Source organism: Acinetobacter sp. WC-141 (genome assembly GCF_000313935.1).
Classification (GTDB): domain Bacteria; phylum Pseudomonadota; class Gammaproteobacteria; order Pseudomonadales; family Moraxellaceae; genus Acinetobacter.
On record NZ_AMSS01000088.1, the window covers coordinates 193,461 to 213,456 of the forward strand.

18 protein-coding genes are annotated in these 19,996 nt (G+C 40.1%); 4 read left to right on the forward strand and 14 right to left on the reverse strand.

All coding sequences use genetic code 11. The annotated features are described in order from the left end of the window. Window positions 1–29: 29 nt before the first annotated feature. The 4 genes from ACINWC141_RS18140 to xerA all read right to left on the reverse strand — a co-directional run bounded on the left by ACINWC141_RS18140 (window position 30) and on the right by xerA (window position 4,000). On the reverse strand, window positions 30–872 hold the full coding sequence (locus tag ACINWC141_RS18140; RefSeq protein ID WP_009393451.1) for a helix-turn-helix domain-containing protein: 843 nt from the start codon (window positions 870–872) through the stop codon (window positions 30–32). Between the two features lie 76 nt (window positions 873–948). Next, window positions 949–1,881: an electron transfer flavoprotein subunit alpha/FixB family protein gene (locus tag ACINWC141_RS18145; RefSeq protein WP_009393589.1), complete on the reverse strand. Its 933-nt coding sequence runs from the start codon at window positions 1,879–1,881 to the stop codon at window positions 949–951. A gap of 17 nt (window positions 1,882–1,898) precedes the next feature. Beyond that, on the reverse strand, window positions 1,899–2,648 hold the full coding sequence (locus tag ACINWC141_RS18150; protein ID WP_009393511.1) for an electron transfer flavoprotein subunit beta/FixA family protein: 750 nt from the start codon (window positions 2,646–2,648) through the stop codon (window positions 1,899–1,901). A gap of 455 nt (window positions 2,649–3,103) precedes the next feature. Beyond that, window positions 3,104–4,000, reverse strand: a complete 897-nt coding sequence (gene xerA / locus ACINWC141_RS18155) for a site-specific tyrosine recombinase/integron integrase (protein ID WP_081400225.1) — start codon at window positions 3,998–4,000, stop codon at window positions 3,104–3,106. Window positions 4,001–4,170: 170 nt separating this feature from the next. Between xerA and ACINWC141_RS18160 the strand changes: the two genes are divergently transcribed. Then, window positions 4,171–4,794, forward strand: coding sequence for a LysE family translocator (locus tag ACINWC141_RS18160; protein WP_009393555.1), 624 nt, complete (start codon window positions 4,171–4,173; stop codon window positions 4,792–4,794). 49 nt (window positions 4,795–4,843) lie between these two features. Here ACINWC141_RS18160 and ACINWC141_RS18165 read toward each other — a convergent pair whose 3' ends face one another. The 5 genes from ACINWC141_RS18165 to ACINWC141_RS18185 all read right to left on the reverse strand — a co-directional run bounded on the left by ACINWC141_RS18165 (window position 4,844) and on the right by ACINWC141_RS18185 (window position 9,445). Next, window positions 4,844–5,449: an alpha/beta fold hydrolase gene (locus ACINWC141_RS18165; protein WP_009393550.1), complete on the reverse strand. Its 606-nt coding sequence runs from the start codon at window positions 5,447–5,449 to the stop codon at window positions 4,844–4,846. Between the two features lie 100 nt (window positions 5,450–5,549). After that, on the reverse strand, window positions 5,550–6,395 hold the full coding sequence (gene dapF / locus ACINWC141_RS18170) for a diaminopimelate epimerase (protein ID WP_003650169.1): 846 nt from the start codon (window positions 6,393–6,395) through the stop codon (window positions 5,550–5,552). A 5-nt stretch (window positions 6,396–6,400) separates the two neighbouring features. Beyond that, entirely contained in the window at window positions 6,401–7,651 is a 1,251-nt protein-coding gene (lysA, locus tag ACINWC141_RS18175; RefSeq protein ID WP_004643799.1) for a diaminopimelate decarboxylase, read from the reverse strand. Window positions 7,652–7,673: 22 nt separating this feature from the next. After that, window positions 7,674–7,898 carry an LPS translocon maturation chaperone LptM gene (gene lptM, locus ACINWC141_RS18180; protein ID WP_005038802.1) on the reverse strand — a complete coding sequence of 75 codons (225 nt, stop codon included), beginning with the start codon at window positions 7,896–7,898 and terminating at the stop codon, window positions 7,674–7,676. 140 nt (window positions 7,899–8,038) lie between these two features. Continuing rightward, entirely contained in the window at window positions 8,039–9,445 is a 1,407-nt protein-coding gene (locus tag ACINWC141_RS18185; protein ID WP_009393603.1) for an amino acid permease, read from the reverse strand. Window positions 9,446–9,933: 488 nt separating this feature from the next. Between ACINWC141_RS18185 and radA the strand changes: the two genes are divergently transcribed. Next, complete coding sequence (gene radA / locus ACINWC141_RS18190; RefSeq protein ID WP_009393526.1) at window positions 9,934–11,322, forward strand: DNA repair protein RadA; 1,389 nt, start codon at window positions 9,934–9,936, stop codon at window positions 11,320–11,322. Window positions 11,323–11,404: 82 nt separating this feature from the next. Next, window positions 11,405–12,394: a Tim44 domain-containing protein gene (locus ACINWC141_RS18195; RefSeq protein WP_009393436.1), complete on the forward strand. Its 990-nt coding sequence runs from the start codon at window positions 11,405–11,407 to the stop codon at window positions 12,392–12,394. A gap of 58 nt (window positions 12,395–12,452) precedes the next feature. On the opposite strand, the gene epmA is transcribed toward ACINWC141_RS18195, so the two are convergent. From epmA to ACINWC141_RS18220, 5 genes are all read right to left on the reverse strand, one after another. Then, window positions 12,453–13,427, reverse strand: coding sequence for an EF-P lysine aminoacylase EpmA (gene epmA, locus ACINWC141_RS18200; RefSeq protein WP_009393502.1), 975 nt, complete (start codon window positions 13,425–13,427; stop codon window positions 12,453–12,455). Further along, complete coding sequence (locus ACINWC141_RS18205) at window positions 13,424–14,491, reverse strand: 4-phosphoerythronate dehydrogenase (RefSeq protein WP_009393657.1); 1,068 nt, start codon at window positions 14,489–14,491, stop codon at window positions 13,424–13,426. The genes epmA and ACINWC141_RS18205 overlap by 4 nt, the downstream gene beginning before the upstream one ends. 106 nt (window positions 14,492–14,597) lie before the next feature. After that, the gene (locus ACINWC141_RS18210; RefSeq protein WP_009393458.1) at window positions 14,598–14,990 is read right to left on the reverse strand and encodes a YkvA family protein; all 393 of its coding nucleotides are present in this window, start codon (window positions 14,988–14,990) and stop codon (window positions 14,598–14,600) included. Window positions 14,991–15,141: 151 nt separating this feature from the next. Next, window positions 15,142–15,924 (reverse strand): formate dehydrogenase accessory sulfurtransferase FdhD, encoded by a 783-nt coding sequence (fdhD, locus tag ACINWC141_RS18215; RefSeq protein WP_009393685.1) that lies wholly within the window; start codon window positions 15,922–15,924, stop codon window positions 15,142–15,144. Between the two features lie 77 nt (window positions 15,925–16,001). Next, window positions 16,002–18,410 carry an FdhF/YdeP family oxidoreductase gene (locus ACINWC141_RS18220; RefSeq protein ID WP_009393418.1) on the reverse strand — a complete coding sequence of 803 codons (2,409 nt, stop codon included), beginning with the start codon at window positions 18,408–18,410 and terminating at the stop codon, window positions 16,002–16,004. Between the two features lie 397 nt (window positions 18,411–18,807). Here ACINWC141_RS18220 and ACINWC141_RS18225 point away from each other — a divergent pair, with 397 nt between their 5' ends. After that, window positions 18,808–19,950: a glycerate kinase gene (locus ACINWC141_RS18225; protein WP_009393621.1), complete on the forward strand. Its 1,143-nt coding sequence runs from the start codon at window positions 18,808–18,810 to the stop codon at window positions 19,948–19,950. Window positions 19,951–19,996 lie beyond the last annotated feature (46 nt).

The window sequence follows — 19,996 nt, forward strand, 5'->3', positions numbered from 1 at the left end:
AACAAGCTACACAAATCGCTCAAACTGAGTTATTCAGCAGCTAGCACAGTCGGATCTATGCCATAACGCTGTATAAAACGTTCACGAAAAGTAGAAACAGATTGGTAACCCGATTTGGCTGCAATGGTCTTCATTGGCAACTTATTTGAATATAACAGCTCAAGTGCATAAGCTAGGCGTGCATACGTAATCGTTTCTCTTAAGGATGTGTCTTCATGCTTAAGTTTGCGGCGAAGAGTGGCACTACTCAGACCTAAACGCATTTCAATCTCACTAGATTGCCAATGGTGCTGCGGATTATCGGTTACCCAGTCATGAATTATTTTTGTTAATTTAGGTGGAGGTACAATTAACACATCTGAATAATGCTGTTGGCATAATTGCACAAGTATAGAAGCAATACTTAAACGTGCTTTCACCAGATCATTATCAAACAATGCTGTCTGCCATTCAGCAAGATGGCTAGCAAAATCATCAATTGAAAATTTTAATATGGCTTCAGTTCTATCCACGACTGGCTTAGCCCAAATCATCTGTGCAGCTTGAATCACCTCTTCACACATGGGTACAAGAATGGTTAAGTATTCACCCGTCACGGGATCTGGCCGATTAACTGCATCAATAATCGTATCGGGTTTGACAATATAGAGGTGACCAGCACTTAAGTTGATTTGTTTTGTTTGAATATTGAGTTGTTGTTGACCATGTAAAATGATGCCCATGTGCAACTGGTTCACTTTAATATTTGACAGACCATGCTGGCTTTTTGATCGAATACACAAATAATCTCGCGCCATATCTGCTCTTGCCAATCTCACAAGTGATTGATGCAATTGATGAGCCTCTACGGAAGCAGAAAAATTGATATTCATAATGATGATCTAAATAAAAAACGCCCTTGGCTATTTATAGCACAAGGGCGTTTTTGAATAAGTGACAAGCTGTAAATTACAACTTGCTTACTAACTCAGGTACTACAGTGTTCAAATCACCAACTAACCAGTAGTCAGCAACACTGTTGATTGGCGCTTCTTCGTCTTTGTTGATTGCAACAATAACTTTAGAATCTTTCATACCAGCTAAATGCTGGATCGCACCAGAAATACCTACAGCAACATACAGGTCAGGCGCAACGATTTTACCAGTTTGACCAACTTGGAAATCGTTAGGTACAAAGCCTGCATCAACTGCTGCACGTGAAGCACCTTGTGCTGCACCAAGCTTGTCAGCTAATGGATCAAGTACTTTGTGGTAGTTCTCACCAGAACCAACACCACGACCACCAGAAACAACAATACGTGCAGCAGTTAACTCTGGACGATCAAGTTTCACGATTTCTTCGTTTACAAACGTAGAAATACCAGCGTCTTTTGCTTCACTTACTGCTTCAACGGCAGCAGAACCACCTTCAGCAGCAACTGGATCAAATGCTGTACCACGAACTGTACCAACAATGATTGCTTCGTCAGATTGAACAGTTGCAATCGCGTTACCTGCATAGATAGGACGCTTGAATGTGTTCGCAGATTCAACAGAAATAATGTCTGTGATCATGCTTACATCAAGAAGAGCAGCAACACGTGGAAGAATGTTCTTACCAGTCGTTGTAGAAGCAGCTAATACGTATTTGTAACCTTTAGCCAAATCAGCAACTAAAGCAGCTACGTTTTCAGCTAACTGGTTTGCATAAGCTGCGTTGTCAGCAAGTAATACTTTGCTTACACCAGCAACTTTAGCAGCAGCATCAGCAACTGCCTGAGCACCAGAACCAGCAACTAATACAGTAATATCACCACCGATTTTTTGAGCTGCAGCAACAACGTTTAAAGTAGCACCGTTAAGTACTTGGTTGTTGTGATCAGCGATAACTAAAATACTCATGATTTTATCCTTCCGTATTAGATCACTTTCGCTTCATTTTTCAATTTTTCAACAAGCTCATCTACAGATTTCACTTGTACGCCAGCTTTACGTTCTGCTGGAGCTTCAACTTTAACAGTCTTAAGCTTAGTACCAGCTGTAACGCCATAGTCAGCAGGAGATTTAGTATCAAGTGGCTTCTTACGAGCTTTCATGATGTTAGGCAATGCTGCATAACGTGGCTCATTCAAACGCAAATCAGTTGTAATGATTGCTGGAAGCGCCAGTTCAACAGTTTGTAAACCACCGTCAACTTCACGAGTTACTTGTACTTTACCGCCATCAACTTTCACTTCAGAAGCGAATGTACCTTGACCAGCACCCAATAATGCGCCAAGCATTTGGCCTACTTGGTTAGAGTCATCGTCAATTGCTTGTTTACCAAGAAGGATAAGCTCTGGCTTTTCAGCTTCAACTACACCTTTTAGAATTTTAGCAACTTCTAAAGCGCCAATTTCATCAGTAGTTTCAACCAAAATACCACGGTCTGCGCCTAGAGCCATTGCAGAACGGATTTGTTCTTGAGCTTCTTTAGGACCCACAGAAACAACAACGATTTCTGATACTGTTCCTTTTTCTTTTAAGCGAACCGCTTCTTCCACTGCGATTTCACAAAATGGGTTAATTGACATTTTAACGTTGGTAAGGTCAACCCCACTATTGTCCGGCTTAACACGAACTTTAACGTTGGCATCAACCACGCGTTTTACAGCAACAAGAGCCTTCATGTAATCCTCGGCTGTTCTAGCAAAAGTAAATGTTGAGAAAAGTATATTAACTCTTCAATTAAAATTTTTTAGGTGCCCTATCTTGCAATGTGTTTGGCATTTCGGTCAAGTCACAATTTTCCAGAACAGCACAAAAAAGATGGAACCATGAGTTCATAAAAAAAATATGAGGCCTTAGTAGGTGCTATTTTATTCTTTTTGCTCTCTATTTTATATATTGATTTCTATTATCTTTTTATCTTATTTAGCTTATTAGTTAGAAACATAAGTTTGACCCAAAATAATCTAAATTAGATGTTTTAAAGTCAGGGGGAGCGATAAAATATCCAAAGATCAAAATGGTCAATTTGACTATTTCTACGATTTCTCTTAAACAAATTTGTAAAAAAATACAAATGATTTCTACATTCGCCCCAAGCTCGTCAGATTAAACAACTTTTTATTAAGACAATTTTTTAGAACTCTTCACTTTTTTGTGCTCTCGGATGAGCTTGATCATAGACTTGAGCTAAATGATCAAAATCGATATGCGTATAAATTTGTGTCGTAGACAAATTACTGTGGCCTAACATTTCTTGCACCGATCGTAAATCACCACTACTTGATAACATATGGCTAGCAAAACAATGCCGTAATAAATGAGGATGTAGATCTACATTTACACCTGCTCGTTGTGCTTGAAGTTTTACACGGTTCTCGATTTGTCGTGGAGTTAACACGCCACCTTTTTGAGAAATAAAAACAAAAGCATTTTGATCAAAATGGCCTTTCCAGATTTTGTAAATTTTCAGCCAATTCAATAGGCTTTCTTTCGCCTTTTTTCCAAACGGTACAATACGGGTTTTATTTCCTTTACCCGTAATACGTACCAGTTGACGATTAAAATCAATATCTTTAATTGTTAAGCCTTGTAGTTCCGCCAGACGCAAACCACTTGAGTAAAGTAACTCCAGCATGGCTTTATCACGTAACCACAATTGCTGATCAATTGGTTTTTCAGGCATAGGTTGATCTAAAATCTGATTAACCGTTTCTATGTCGATCATACCGGGTAAAGGTCTAGGCTGACGTTTAAGCTTAAAATCATCAGTAGGGTTAATTTCTAGATATTTTCCCTGTTCAGCCCATTTCATAAATTGGCGAATTGAAGTGAGATGGCGCTGCATACTACTTGAACTTAACTGGTCCTGCTCGACACGCTGAGCCAAATATTCACGTAAATCTGAAGCTTCAATATTTCTTAAATCAATTTGTTTGAGTTCGCAGAATTCAAGAAAGCTTTTAACATCTCTTTCATAAGCTGTAATCGTGTGCTCAGACTGGTTCTGAATTTTTCTTTCTTTTAACCACATTGAGAGCAGCTGTAATGCAAAATCCAAATTGCTCTCCATTTTATTTGCTCATTTTATTTTTTCAGTGTATCAAAAAGTAGTTGTTCAGGAAAATTGAGATCGTACTGCATAAAGACTCACTACCTTATATATTACACTTCATCTTAAGTATTTGTCGGAACCCTGCTGTCATGACCACCATACTCCTTCCCTACTTAATTGCGATTACATTACTTACCCTTACACCAGGTCTGGATACGACTTTAATTATTCGTACCGCTACTCTTGAAGGTAAATCGAAAGCGTTTCAAGCAGCAGTAGGTATTAGCCTTGGCTGTATTGCATGGGGAATTGTGGTCGCTTGTGGTCTGGGTGCTTTGCTCATGGCTTCTGATTTAGCTTTTAATATTCTGAAATGGATGGGGGCTGCTTATCTTGCATGGTTGGGTTTGAATATGATTTTAAAACCACGTAGCCAACTTACAGACATGCAAGGGAATAATTCAGATACAGCTTCTTCCCAGAACTGGTTTATTAAAGGTTTCTTGGGTAACTTACTCAACCCGAAAGTCGGTATTTTTTATATTTCATTTCTTCCACAATTTATTCCACCACAAGCATCGGCTGTTACTTGGGTCATGGGACTCGTAATGATTCATGTGGTGATTGGAATAGTATGGTCAATTTTATTAATTTTGGCCATGCAGCCGCTGTCACGTTATCTAAAGCAACCTAAATTTGTGAAATATATGGACCGGATTACGGGCAGTATTTTTGTGTTGTTTGCTTTGAAATTGGCTTTGAGTAAAAGATAAATTTTAAAAAGCGTGCTGACATATAGCACGCTAAATAATACTTAAAAAATTACATTAGTTTTTCTAAGTAGGTTTTTATTTGAACTGAAACTTCATCGGCATGTTTTTCTGCTAATTGATGGTCACCATTTTTCACAACATATAACGTCGAATTTTCAAACTTTTGATTTAAATATTGACCCACCTGAACAGGGCTCACTGGATCGTTATCGCCCCATATCAATAAAGTTTCAACATTTATATCTGATAAAAACTCTTCATAGTTGGTATTAGTGGTAACAAACCAATCTGGATATTTTAAAAATGCTTGGCGGTATGCTTCACGCCAGTCCTGAACATTAAACGGACTCAAATCTATTCCGCCTGATGTAGCAATCAGGACTAAACCTTTAATCATTTGAGGTTTCTTTAACGCTGCGGCAACAGCAAAAATCCCCCCCATAGATTGCGCAACAATTACAGATTTCTCATTAATTTGATCGACTACATAATTTGTTAGGTCTTCAAAACTTTTGACCTCAAGGGATTCTGGTGTATCGCCAAAACCGGGGTAACCAATAATTTTTGTCTGGTAATGCTGAGGTAATTTTTCAATTAAGGGATGCCAAAATGTCGTACTGCCTGATGCACCGGGTAAGAAAATTAAATTATTCATATTCTTATAAAGTAATTAAATCAAATAGTATTGTACATATAAAAGAAAGCCTATTTTATCACTTTAACTGATGAAAGAGGCTTCTATTTAGGTAATGCTATTAACCTTGGAAATAACGTAAATCCAAACGCCCATCATACACATGGGTTGTTGGACCAGTCATCCAGACCACATCGCCTTCTTGCCATTCGATTTGTAGCTTACCGCCAGCCAATTCAACTTCTACTGAATTAGCAAGTAAGCCACGGCGCATACCACTTACCGCAGCAGCACAAGCACCTGTACCACATGCAAGTGTTTCACCTACACCACGTTCAAATACACGAAGGCGCACATGGTTTTCATCAATTACTTGCATAAAACCAGCATTAACACGCTCAGGAAAACGTTTATGTGACTCAACTTGTGGACCTATACCAGCGACATCTGCTGTGAGTACATCTGGAACAATAGTTACAGCGTGAGGATTGCCCATATTGACCACATCAATACTAATGTTTTGGTCATTGGCTAACTCAAGTGTATATAAAGCTTCCGGTTGTTCAGCAACAAAAGGAATTTCATTTGGTAAAAATTTCGGGTAACCCATATTCACGCGTACCCAACCATTTTGCCCCAGTTCTGGCTTTACAATACCGGCTTTGGTTTGAACAGTAATATTGGTTTTGCTCGTTAAATGACGCTCATGTACAAAACGAGCAAAACAACGGACACCGTTACCACACTGTTCAACTTCAGAACCATCAGCATTAAAAATACGATATTTAAAATCTGCTTCTGGTAAATCTGGTGGTTCAACAATCAATAGCTGATCAAAACCAATACCAAAATGACGGTCAGCTAAGCGTTGAATTGTTTCTGTATCTAAATAAGCACGTTGGCTAATCAGATCAACCACCATAAAGTCATTGCCTAAGCCATGCATTTTAGTAAATTCTAATAACATCTCATTTACTCCTCAGGCAATAAACGTTCTTTTTCCCAAAGGGATTCAACTGTCTCACGCTCACGAATCAAATGAGCTTTATCGCCTGATACCATTACTTCAGCGGCACGTCCACGTGTATTGTAATTTGAACTCATTACAAAACCATAAGCACCAGCACCGAGAACAGCTAACAAGTCATTTTCTTTTAAAGCCAATGAACGATCTTTACCAATGAAGTCACCTGTCTCACAGATTGCACCAACAAGATCCCAAGTTTTTTCTTCAGTATCTGAACTTGGTACCACAGGTTGGATATCCATCCACGCTTCATATAATGCAGGGCGAATCAAATCGTTCATTGCGGCATCAATAATGGCAAAGTTACGGTGGCTCGTTGGTTTAAGCAAATCAACTTTTGTTAAAAGCACACCGGCATTTGCGCTAATGCTACGGCCCGGCTCCATATAAACCTTAAGACCTAACTTTTCTAAAGCAGGTTTCATTGAGTTGGCATATTCTTCGACACTTGGTGGCGTCTCATCTTTATAACAAACACCTAAACCACCGCCAATATCAATATGTTTAAGATTGATGCCAAGTTTTTTTAATTCATCAATCATCAACATGACACGATCTAAAGCATCAACAAATGGCTTAGTCTCGGTTAATTGCGAACCGATGTGGCAGTCAATCCCAATAATTTCAAGGTTGGGTAAAGATGCAGCATATTGATAAGTTTCATAAACGGTATCACTTGGAATACCAAATTTATTTTCTTTAAGACCTGTTGAAATATAAGGATGTGTTTTTGCATCTACATCAGGATTTACACGTAAAGAAATAGGAGCTTTCTTACCCAAACGAGCCGCAACTTTTTGAAGACGGTCTAGTTCCGCATAAGACTCTACGTTAAAGCAGGCAATACCCGCATTTAATGATGTTTCAATATCAACTTCGGTTTTACCTAAACCTGAGAAAACAATTTTAGATGCATCCCCACCCGCTTTTAAAACACGTGCAAGCTCACCACCAGATACGATATCAAAACCCGCACCAAGTTTTGCCAATACATTAAGAACAGCCAAATTTGAGTTAGATTTCACCGCAAAACAGATTTGATGATCAATAAAGTCAAAAGCACGGTCCATATCTAGATAATGTTTTTCAAAAGCTGTTTTTGAATAAACATACAACGGTGTGCCAAATTGCTGCGCAAGCTGCTCCAGAGAACATTGCTCTGCGTGCAATACTCCATTAATGCGGGTGAAACTCATGAAGGTGTCCTTATTTCAAAGCTTAAGGTGATGTTGTTTGGGTTGGAGCTGTTGAAGATTCGGCTGACTGTTCAGCCTTTTCATCGTTTTGCACAACTTGTTTTGGTTCTTTATTACGATAGAGCAAGTATTTTGCACGTTTGTCATAATTTGGATCAGAAGGTAGTTGTAATACTCCTGACTGACCACAAGCACTAAGCAAAACACTGCTGCTCAATAAACTGATGAGGCAAATGACACGACGCATCTGAGCACCTGATTTAAACAATTCGATGCAGTATACCGTGATCATGCAAGCGGCTAAAGAGTAAACTTAAAGAGAAAAACAATATGCATAAAAAACGCCAGCTTTTCAGCCGGCGTTTAGTCATAACCAAATAAGTTTAATTATTTTTTATTGCGTGGTTTATAGAAGAAGAAATAACCAATAATCAAGATAACAAACCAAATTGGACTGACTTTAAGCGCTTTAAACGTATCTGGCTCTAAAGACAACACGTAAATCATACCAATAAAGAAAATAATCGTGATCCAACATGTAAATAGGCCGCCCGGCAATTTAAATGTTGATTTTGCATGCAACTCAGGACGTGTAGTGTAGTAACGGATATAACTCCAGATAATGAGTAACCACACGCAAATGAATAGAATCGTTGAAAGTGTGGTTGCAAGCGTAAATGCCTCAACGGTATTCGGTACGAAATACTGTAATGCTGCACCTAACAATAAACACGCAGCAGAGAAATACAATGCATTTGCAGGTACTGCACGTCGGTTAAGTTTACCAAAAGCTTTTGGTCCCTGATCCTCACGTGATAAACCAAATAACATACGACTTGTTGAAAACACGCCACTGTTCATTGATGACATCACTGATGACAACACCACTAGGTTCATTAAGATTGCTGCGGCAGCAACACCTGCTTGACTAAACAAGTTTACAAATGGGCTGATCGCTGGATCAATTTTATTCCATGGTGTTACTGACATTACAATAATCAATGCGAACACATAGAAAATAATAATACGAATTGGAATTGAGTTAATGGCTTTAGGCAAATTACGTTCAGGATCTTTAGTTTCCGCAGCCGTTGTTCCAACAAGCTCTACACCCACGAAAGCAAAAATTGCAATCTGGAAGCCTGCCAAGAAGCCATGCACACCCGTCGGGAAGAAACCACCATTTGCCCACAAATGAGTAAAGGATGCCACTTCACCAGTAGTCGAGGTAAAGCCTGTAAAGATCATCCATAAACCCACAGCAATTAAAATGACAATTGCCAGGATTTTGATAAGCGCAAACCAAAACTCCAACTCACCAAATAGGCGAACTGTTAACAAGTTCAAGCCCATAATGAATACAATGGCTGCCACACTAATCATGGCACCTTCGACAGGCGAAAAAGGTAGACCATTATTGAAGAATTGCAGGTAATAAATAATTGCAGAAAGATCGGCAATACCAATGGTGATCCAACACAGCCAATAGGTCCAGCCTACAAAATATCCTGCCCATGGACCAATTAAATCTGTGGTGAAATCAATAAATGATTTATAGGCAAGATTTGAAAGAAGTAGTTCGCCAAGCGCACGCATGACAAAAAACACCATCACACCAATGATTAGGTAAATGAATAAGATTGAGGGGCCAGCAAGACTAATCGTTTTGCCCGATCCCATAAACAATCCCGTACCAATTGCACCGCCAATCGCGATCAGCTGTAAATGCCGATTTGAAAGGCTACGATGGAGCTCACCTTGTTCATGAGGCTCATTCAGATTTTGATTCGACATCTTATCAATACACTCCAGTAATTTTTTTTAGTCCGTTAGCTAAAATCAAAAAGACGATATCGCACCATTTGCAGGTATCTTTTAAATGTATATTTTTTGATAATTTTTCAGCTAACCGATTTTTATCTGTATTGCTGATGATTTCAAGCTACATACAATTAAATCTGATAATACGCACAAGCCCATAGCAATACAACGCACTTTACGGTCTAAAAACATGACTTGAACTTGTCTGATTTTTAAATTAAAAAGACGACTCAATTGACCGTTTTTCTAATATTTAATTTCATTTCAGTCCTTCATCTGTTTATTAAAAACACCCCTGCTCGACCTTAATCTTTTAAATTAACTAACACATGACAATGACCTGATATTTTCGTTGTTTTAAATTAAGCAAAATGTATTCCACTTCAAAACTGATTCTCTATTTTGGTTTTGTTATACTCCGTTTCTACTATTAATTAAGAAGTTTTTAACTGAAGTCGAATATGAGCAAAGTCAAAACTGTTTACCGTTGCGAACAATGTGGTGCTGACCACCTTAAATGGGCAGGTCAATGTTCAGAGTGTGGTGAATGGAATTCTTTGACTGAAGTCAAACTTGAACCTACCACTGCTCACCGCGCACGTCCCAAAGTTGGGGGCTATGCAGGCCAAGTTGCCAATATTACAACGCTCAATAAAGTTACTTTTTCCCATGAAACCCGCTTACAGACAGGTATTAGCGAATTTGATCGCGTACTTGGCGGTGGCTTAGTCACGGGTTCAGTTGTATTGATTGGTGGTGACCCCGGCATTGGTAAATCGACCATTCTTTTGCAAACCGCAACTTATATGGCAAGTGCAAAAAGCTCTGCACTTTATATTACCGGTGAAGAATCTTTATCTCAGGTTGCGCTTCGTGCTCAACGTCTTGACTTGCCTACTGACCAGTTAAAAGTCATGGCAGAAACCTGTGTTGAACGAATTTGCGAAGTTTTAGAACAAGAAAAACCTGTCGTGGCTATCTTAGACTCGATTCAGACACTTTATACAGAAACACTTCAGTCTGCTCCGGGCGGTGTTTCACAAATTCGTGAATCTGCTGCTTTATTAACTCGTTATGCAAAAAATAGTGGCACTGCACTCTTCATTGTTGGTCACGTGACCAAAGAAGGTGCATTGGCAGGTCCACGTGTTTTAGAACACATGGTGGATTGCGTACTTTACTTTGAAGGCCAATCTGACTCTCGCTACCGAATGATTCGTGCAGTTAAAAACCGTTTTGGTGCAGTCAATGAGCTTGGCGTATTTGGCATGACAGATAAAGGTTTACGCGAAGTTGCCAACCCTTCTGCCATTTTCTTGAGTCGTTATGATGAGGCAATCCCCGGTTCAATTGTCATGATTAGCCGTGAAGGGACTCGTCCGCTTTTAGTTGAAGTACAAGCTTTAGTTGATGATGCTCAAGGGCAACCTCGTCGCGTCGCATTAGGTCTTGAACAAAACCGTTTAAATATGCTTCTTGCTGTCATGCATCGTCACGGCGGTGTTCAAACCACTGGTCAAGACGTCTATGTGAATATTGTGGGTGGCTTAAAGATTACTGAAACAGGTTCTGACTTAGCCGTTTTACTTGCATGCGCTTCAAGTTTACGAACTAAAGCTTTGCCCCAACAGCTTGCAGTTTTTGGAGAAGTTGGCCTTTCTGGTGAAATTCGTCCTGTACCAAATGGTCAAGAGCGTTTAAAAGAAGCTGCAAAACATGGCTTTAAATATGTCATTTTACCAAGAGGTAATGCGCCGCAAAAAGCAATTCCAGGCGTACAAGTCATTGCGGTTGCCCGCCTGCATGAAGCATTGACAGAAGCAATGCAACTTAGTGATGAATTGACATAAAAAAACATACTTTTATGGTTGAAATTTAGCGTAAATACCTTCATAAATACTATTACAATTTAACTTTAGACAGGAATTTCCTATGGAAGTACACCAGCGTGGCTTGATTACCGGTATTTTAATGGCTGCTTTAGCAATTTCGCCTCTTGCTGAAGCTAAACGTGCAGGTGGTGGTAAAAGCCACGGTATGGCACGCTCAACTACTTCAAGCCAGTCTTATCAACAACCTCGTCAAGTGACTCCTGCTCAACAACCTGCTACTGCACCTCAACGATCAGGTCCAGGTGTTGGTTCAATGGTTGCAGCTGGTGTAGCTGGTGCTGCCGTAGGTGCTGTTGCAGCAAATGCTTTAGCTGATGACAAATCAACATCAACTGAACATCAAGCGACTCAAGCTGGAAATGAACAAGCTGCTCAAGCCCAAGAAGAGAAAAAAGGCGGAATTCCTGGCTGGATTTGGGTATTACTTGCAGCAGCTTTAGCCTTTTTTGTGTTTCGCAAATTGGGCGCAAAAAAAAAATTAGCAGGTAACAATCCTTACGCACCAAATAATAACGGTCAAAACCCATTTGGCCGTTCTGCTGCCCCACAAGCTGCTCCACGCAATGCTGGAGATAATACAAATATCTTTGGTCAATCTGTGGGTGGCGGTGCAGCAACCCAAGCGCCTTTTGGTGGTGCAACAACGAGCAATGGTAATCAACTTCCTGATGGTAGCGAACCTGCTGCGTTCTTGCGTATTGCACGTCAACGTTTTAATCACATCCAGTCGATGAATACTGCAAGTAATATCGAAGAAATTCGCCGTTACTTAACACCAGAACTTTATAGTTCTATGTATAACGACATCATGGAAAACCAAGATCAAGACGTTGCTGAATTTAGCAATCTGAATGCGATGGTTGTAGACAGTGCAACTGAAAATGGTCAATACGTTGTAAGCGTACGCTTCACAGGTACTGTAAGTGAAGACTTAAACAGCTTGCCACAACCATTTACTGAAATTTGGCACTTTGTTAAGCCTGCTGGCTCTCAGCAAGACTGGGTTGTTGCAGGTATTCAACAAGCTTAAGCTAAATAAATCCTCAATAAAAAAGCCACAATATTGTGGCTTTTTTATTTGTCATTTTTTAAGCAATTTCAGCTGGGAATGTAATGACTTTTTCAATTTTAACCTGATCCATTGCAACCATGAGTAACCGATCTACCCCTAAAGCAATTCCTGAACATTCTGGCATATGAGGCAACGCTGCTAACAAGTGTTCATCTAAAGGCATGACATGAAGGCCTTGCTTAGCCCGCTCTGCATTGTCCGCTTCAAAGCGTGAACGTAACACCTCTGCATCGAGCAATTCATCGTAGGCATTTGCGAGCTCTAAACCTTCAATATAAACCTCAAAACGTGCTGCTACCTCTTCCCCATCTTCATCCACTTTCACTTTTGCCAAAGAGGCCATTTCTGGTGGAAAGTCAGTTAAAAAGACAGGCGCATCAAACCCTAAACTTGGCTCCACAAAATGAGAAAATAACAAATCCATATAAGCTAAACGGTCATCGCCTAAATCAAGGTTTAACCCCACACGATTTGCCGTATCTTTGAGTTGCTTCAATGTTGCTTGCAACGGATTAATATCGAGACGATCTTGAAAGGCATGCTTATAACTTAAAATAAACGGACGAACTTCACCAAAACGATGCTGCAAACAAGTCTGCAATAAATCGGCGGTTTCATGCATTAATGCTTTTAAGTCTAGACCCGGACGGTACCATTCGAGCATGGTAAATTCACTATTGTGTTTACGCCCGTGTTCATCATCTCGAAAAACCTTACAGATTTGGTAAATCGGCCCACTGCCACTCGCCAACAAACGCTTCATGGCAAACTCTGGAGAAGTCTGTAAATATTGAGTCTGCAATTTACCATTAATATGACGTAAAGCCTGAACCGAAGCTAAATGCACATCGGTGACACCTGCTTGTGAAACAATTGGTGTTTCGACTTCCATGACATCACGTTCAGCAAAAAACTGACGAATCTGGCTATAGAGCTTGGCACGCGCTTTTAAGGCATCAATTGAACAAGTTGGTTGATAACTTAAATTCATGCCTGCGGCCCTCCATGCGCTGCCCACTCACGGCGCAGCGGATAATTCTTACGCAATAAATCAAATGCTTTTTGCTCTACTTTGCCCTCTTTAATGCAGGCACGTATGTTGGCGTCATCTTGAGCAATATCATAAATTTGAGTTAATTTTTGCTTTAAAACTGCTTTTAAATTATTTCCTGAAAAATAGTCGTCACATGCAGGCAATTGGGACTCGAAACGCTTATTGATGTCGAATCCGAACTTTTGGCAGAATGCTTCATAAATCATTTGCGTACCGCGGGCCTTCCCTTCGAGGCTATAACCTGCAATATGCGGTGTTGCCAAAGCCAACATATCGATAAGCTCTTTTGAGATGACTGGTTCATGTTCAAATACATCGAGCACAACTTTACGCTGGGTACGTTGAATATCTTCGATTAAAGCAGATTCTTTAACGACTGGACCACGCGCACTATTAATTAAAATTGTATTAGGTTGAAGTGCTGCAAACGCTTTTTCATCAAATAAATGATATGTCGCATGCTCACCATTTTTGGTAAGTGGCACATGAATTGAAACTGCGTTGGCTTGTTGCAACAGAGTTTCTAAACTCACATTTTTAATTGAATCTAACTGAACAAATGGGTCAAAGCCAATCACATTCCAGCCAAGTAACTGCGCCATATAGGCCAAACGTTTACCGACGTTTCCAAGCCCCACAATGCCTAGGGTAAATTTTTCTTGTTGCTCTAAAAAGGTGATGTCTAAATGCAGCAAAGCAGTAATGACATATTCAGCAACTGCCTGTGCGTTACAACCTGCGGCATTTGCCCATGTAATTCCTTGTTTTTCTAAAGCCGCGATATCTAAATGGTCGGTGCCGATTGTCGCGCTACCCACATATTTTAATGCAGTATTTTCAATTAAGCTTGCATTCACTGCGGTTACCGAGCGGACCAATAATGCTTCTGCATCTTTTACATCTGCATGAGTTAAGGTGCGTCCCGCATGGTGTTGAATATCGCCAAACTCAGAAAAAAAGTAGTCGGTAAATGCCAAATTTTCATCTGCGACGATTTTCATTGTCTGCAACCCATAGCTTATAAAAACATTATTATCCTTTGAGTTGTAGCAAAGCACAATGTTAATGCCTTTAAATTCACGATTCTACATTTTGATAAGTTGCGAACTACAATCCACCGCCAAAATAGAAATAAGCCATGACCGCCAAAGTTATCCAAACTAGAATAATCAGCACAGCGACCAAATAATTTTGAGGTCGACGTTCCTGCTGTTCTAGCCACTCTTCAGCTTGTTGTTCTGCCTCTAACATGACTTGCTTAGGCGTAAAGCGTACAGCTAACCAGATGAGGATTGGCAAAATTAAAGCGTCATCAACAAAACCTAAAATAGGGATAAAATCTGGAATTAAATCAATTGGACTAAAAGCATAAGCAACAGCAATTACCGCTAAAACTTTCGGCAATAACGGCATTTGAGGATGCTTTGATGCAAACCAAAGCATAATAATTTGTTTTTTTAGGCGTTTTGCCCAATCTTTTAGAGACTGTAACCAAGTCATTGGCCCACACTCTGACCTACAAAAATCTGATCATAATGTATAAAGCTCATGTTTAACTTAAAATTAGGCAAAATAGAAATGTATATCTCGATTATTTTTGAGCCTTCTTTTCACTTGAGCTTACCTAATTAATCCTTTGTACGCGTCTTGCTTAGGTATATAAAACAAAATCATCTCCACGACAAAAACTTGCCAAAGTTAAGCCAGAAGTTTTTGCGAGTCGAATTGCCATGCTGGTTGGGGCAGAAATAGAGGCCAATAAACCAATATTGAGCTGAGCACATTTACGAATTAGTTCATAGCTTGCCCGACTGGTCATGACCACAAAACCCGAACTGGTGTCATAGTTTTCTTGAGCTAAATAACCCAACAATTTGTCTAAGGCATTGTGGCGACCGACATCTTCAAATAAAGCTATGATTTTGCCTTGAATCACCCAAGCTGCTGCATGCGCTCCGCCAGTTAAGGCTGTAATTTTTTGCTGATCTTTTAAATGAGAAATCGCGATTGGAATTTGCTTGAGCCATTCTTTAGAAGGCTCGGTTGTAATTTTAGGAATATCGAGCTGAAACTGCTCTAAACTTTCAATGCCACATAAACCACAACCTGTACGACCCACCATCATTCGACGATGTTCTTTTAATGCGGCAAATGCTCTAGATGAAATGGTCATCTCAACCGTAATACCCAATTCATTTTGATGTACATCAAGAGCATATAGCTCTTTTAAGCTCGTCAAAATGCCTTCCGACAAACTAAAACCTTTAGCAAACAAATTCACATCGGTCGGTGTTGCCATCATTACAGCATGGGAAATACCGTTATATACCAAAGCAATTGGATATTCTTGAACAATATTATCTAAAACACTTTCAGATTCGGTTTTCTTAAACCGCTGTACTTGTAATGTTTCAACCCCATAAGAAGGTGTCAAAATAATTTCCTTTATCTTGGAATGGCGCCATTAATAGCGCCATGGGTTTGAGTTAAATTTTTGGTATCGCTGTTGATTTAAAGGTTGCTTACTTTTCTATCCGCATCTTCAGGGTCAACTGCTGTTGCCAAGTTGAAGTGCTCTGGCGCATTGCCGGGATGCAAAATCACAGGAACACTTTTTGAAGCCGGAATTTTGGCGTATTTATCATGACTACTTAACGCCACCAAAGGATTGGTTTCCGGATAGTAAGCGGCTAAGCTGCCACGTGGAATGTTGTACGGCACAATACGGAAACTATGCACAATACGTTTAACACCATCAGAGAAAACGCTTTCGATATCGACCCATTGATTTGCCTCAAAGCCAGCTTCATCAATATCAGCCTGACTCATAAACAAGACACGGCGCTGCCCAAAGACACCGCGGTAACGGTCATCAAGACCATAGAGCGTGGTGTTGTACTGATCGTGAGAACGAGTGGTCATTAAGGTATAAACTTTGCTCTGGGTATAGGCAGCAGCATATTGATTTTCTTTATCGCCATAGACTTCATTCAGTGGTGTAATCATAAACTGGGCTTTACCACTTTTTGTGTTCCAGATGTGCTGATTGGCTGGATGCTCTAGATGGAAACCACCTGGGTTATAAACACGTAAATTAAAATCATGGAACTCATCAAACACTTCAGCAATTGAGTCACGAATACGATCATAACTTTCAATGTACCATTTCCATTTAATCTGGCTGTCTGGAAGCACTGCTTCAGCCATTCTTGCCACAATGTCTGGTTCAGATAAAATATTTTCAGAAATTGGAGTATTACGCCCAGCCGACAAATGAATATTACTCATCGAATCTTCGACTGAAATGGCCTGCGGACCATGAAGCTGCTCATCAATTTCGGTACGCCCTAAACAAGGCAAAATGAGTGCCTCTTTACCACACACCAAATGGCTTCGATTTAACTTAGTTGCCACATGAACAGTTAAATTACATTTTCTGAGCGCTTCTTGCGTATACGGCGTATCGGGAGTTGCAACTGCAAAGTTTCCACCTAAACCAATAAAGACTTTGACCTCACCCTCAGCCATGGCTTTAATGGTTTCTACGACCCCAAAACCATTTTTTCTTGGCGATTTAATACCGAACACACGGTCAATGTTGTCGAGTAATTTAGGGCTAGGAAGTTCATTAATGCCCATGGTTCGGTCACCTTGCACATTACTGTGCCCACGAACCGGACATAGACCAGCACCTGGTCTGCCAATTTGCCCACGTGCCAACAACAAATTCGCTAACATGTGAACATTGGCTGTTCCGTGACGATGTTGGGTAATACCCATCCCCCAACAAAAGATTGAGCGCTCAGACTCTAAAAACAGTTTGGCTAATTTTTCTAGATGTTCAGGTGATAGACCTGAGTGTTTATAAATATCTGCCCACTCTGTTTTTTCAACCTCAGCAATCATCTCATCAAAACCGATTGTATTGACTGCAATGAAATTTCGGTCAAAAACACTTGGTTTACCTGAAGCAAGGGCATTTTTATCCCACTCATTTAAGTGCTTTAACATCCCTAACATCAGTGCATAGTCACCACCAATTTTAGGCTGGAAATAATAACGACTAATTGGGGTACTGCCGTTAGTCATCATTTCAAGTGGTGCTTGTGGGTCTTGGAAACGCTCTAAACCCCGTTCTTTAATCGGATTAATCGCAATAATGTTACCGCCACGTTTAGACACTTCTCTTAAAGTACCTAACATACGTGGATGGTTGGTTCCCGGATTATGCCCAAAACTGAAAATTGCATCGGCTAAATCAAAATCTTCTAGCGTAACTGTGCCCTTTCCTAAACCAATCGAGTCAAGCAACCCAACACTTGTGGTTTCATGACACATGTTCGAACAGTCTGGAAAGTTATTTGTACCGAAGCTTCGCACAAACAGTTGATATAAAAATGCAGCTTCGTTACTCGCACGGCCCGAAGTATAAAATGCCGCTTGGTCTGGATGGTCTAGCGCATGTAAATGTTTGGCAATAATCTGAAATGCTTCATCCCATGAAATTGCGACATATTTATCAGTTGCTGCATCGTAGCGAACTGGGTCGGTTAAGCGGCCTAAATCTTCAAGAAAAAAATCACTTTGTTCAGACAACCAACTGACTGTGTGGTTGGCAAAATATTCAGGAGTCACTGTTTTACTGGTCGCTTCAAATGCGACAGCTTTTGCACCGTTTTCACAGAAGTTAAACGCATGAGCATTTTTCTTTTCAGGCCATGCACAGCCTGGACAGTCGAACCCCGTAGGCTGGTTAATATTGAGTAAGGTAATTGAACCTTTTTTTAAAATATCTTGTCGTTTTAAGTTTCGGGCAACACTCAGAAGCGCACCCCATCCGCCAGCAGGATGAGTATAGGGTTCAATTCGTGCAAAGCCGTTATTTTCTTGTATGTGCTTTTGTTCTTCAGAATTATCCACTTTGTCATCCTCTTATTTCTTTTTACACTTTCAGCAGGTGCAATAAATTCATAAATAATTATGGTTATATCTATGCTTTCTGCTGCTTATCTTAATTAAGTAAAAGTCCACTTTTATCTTATCCATGATATTTAGAAGCAGCCTCAACTCTTCTTATAATATGTGCCATATTTTTTATAATTACAATCATTCAGCCAAAACCAAAAAATTAATTAAATTCAATAATAACAATACTCTAAAAACACAAAGATCTGTTTTTTACAGATAAAAACATAATTCACTTTATATTTTTTAAAAATGGAAATGAGGTTGCGAACTAAAATTTACGTCATTTTAAGTAGGTTTTTATGGGTTTAAGCAGTATAAATTAATTGGAAAAAACAGATTTAGAGAACTTATGAAGGTTGTGATTGCACCAGACTCTTTTAAAGATAGCCTATCGGCTTTGGGCGTCGCTCAAGCAATTGCTCAAGGATGGCATGAAGTTTTTCCAGAGGCTGAAACGCTTATATGCCCAATGGCAGACGGTGGTGAAGGTACAATTGAAGCCGTGTTAGAAGTCTGCGAAGGTCAATGGCGTGAAAAAAGCGTAATTGGACCACTAGGGCAGCCTGTTCAAGCAAAATGGGGATGGTTAGAAAAACAAAAAATCGCCATGATTGAAATGGCTCAAGCCAGCGGCATACAGTTAGTTCCACCCTCAGAACGTGATGCCTGCCAAAGCACAACATTTGGAACAGGCCAGCTTATTTTAGAGGCGTTAGACGCAGGTGCAAAAGACATTATTTTAACTGTGGGTGGCAGTGCAACCAATGATGGAGGCACTGGACTACTCCGTGCGCTAGGTGCATTGTTATTAGACTCGAACCAACAGGTTTTACCCGATGGCGGCCTCGCGTTACAAAGATTGTCAAAAATTGATTTAACACATTTCGACCCGCGTATTCAGCAAACACGTTTTTTATTGGCTGCCGATGTCACCAATCCACTCTGCGGTCCAAACGGGGCATCGCATATTTTTGGTCCACAAAAAGGTGCTTCCCCTGCTCAAGTACAATTACTTGACCAAGCCCTTGCCCATTTTGCCGATGTCTCTGCGGAGCTTTTAGGTTTCGATAAACGAGATGAAGCAGGCTCTGGCGCTGCGGGAGGTTTAGGCTTTGCAGCCAAAAGTTATTTAAATGCAGAGTTTAAGGCTGGAGTTGAAGTTGTGGCTGAACTCAATCAGCTTGCCAGTAAAATCGCTAACGCCGACTGGGTGATTACAGGTGAAGGAAAATTTGACCGACAGACTTTAAATGGCAAAACAGTTTTTGGTGTGAGCCGAGTCGCGAAAATGCAAAATATACCTGTTATTGTGATTGCAGGAACTTTAGGTGAAGGCTACCAAGCGCTTTATGAAAACGGCGTTACGGCTGCTTTTTCACTGACAAATGGCCCCATCACATTAGAACACGCCTGCGAACATGCATCAGAACTCATTCGCGAGAGAACAATTGATATTGCCAGATTAATTCAGTTTAATCTGAAACAACACTAAACATTACTTCGTTATCTTTAAAACGGTTAAACCAACAAATAGGAAT

Coding starts and splice junctions, on each gene's coding strand:
- ACINWC141_RS18140 (WP_009393451.1), bottom strand. CDS start 872: ATGAATATCAATTTTTCTGCTTCCGTAGAGGCTCATCAATTGCATCAA.
- ACINWC141_RS18145 (WP_009393589.1), bottom strand. CDS start 1,881: ATGAGTATTTTAGTTATCGCTGATCACAACAACCAAGTACTTAACGGT.
- ACINWC141_RS18150 (WP_009393511.1), bottom strand. CDS start 2,648: ATGAAGGCTCTTGTTGCTGTAAAACGCGTGGTTGATGCCAACGTTAAA.
- xerA (WP_081400225.1), bottom strand. CDS start 4,000: ATGTGGTTAAAAGAAAGAAAAATTCAGAACCAGTCTGAGCACACGATT.
- ACINWC141_RS18160 (WP_009393555.1), top strand. CDS start 4,171: ATGACCACCATACTCCTTCCCTACTTAATTGCGATTACATTACTTACC.
- ACINWC141_RS18165 (WP_009393550.1), bottom strand. CDS start 5,449: ATGAATAATTTAATTTTCTTACCCGGTGCATCAGGCAGTACGACATTT.
- dapF (WP_003650169.1), bottom strand. CDS start 6,395: ATGTTATTAGAATTTACTAAAATGCATGGCTTAGGCAATGACTTTATG.
- lysA (WP_004643799.1), bottom strand. CDS start 7,651: ATGAGTTTCACCCGCATTAATGGAGTATTGCACGCAGAGCAATGTTCT.
- lptM (WP_005038802.1), bottom strand. CDS start 7,898: ATGCGTCGTGTCATTTGCCTCATCAGTTTATTGAGCAGCAGTGTTTTG.
- ACINWC141_RS18185 (WP_009393603.1), bottom strand. CDS start 9,445: ATGTCGAATCAAAATCTGAATGAGCCTCATGAACAAGGTGAGCTCCAT.
- radA (WP_009393526.1), top strand. CDS start 9,934: ATGAGCAAAGTCAAAACTGTTTACCGTTGCGAACAATGTGGTGCTGAC.
- ACINWC141_RS18195 (WP_009393436.1), top strand. CDS start 11,405: ATGGAAGTACACCAGCGTGGCTTGATTACCGGTATTTTAATGGCTGCT.
- epmA (WP_009393502.1), bottom strand. CDS start 13,427: ATGAATTTAAGTTATCAACCAACTTGTTCAATTGATGCCTTAAAAGCG.
- ACINWC141_RS18205 (WP_009393657.1), bottom strand. CDS start 14,491: ATGAAAATCGTCGCAGATGAAAATTTGGCATTTACCGACTACTTTTTT.
- ACINWC141_RS18210 (WP_009393458.1), bottom strand. CDS start 14,990: ATGACTTGGTTACAGTCTCTAAAAGATTGGGCAAAACGCCTAAAAAAA.
- ACINWC141_RS18225 (WP_009393621.1), top strand. CDS start 18,808: ATGAAGGTTGTGATTGCACCAGACTCTTTTAAAGATAGCCTATCGGCT.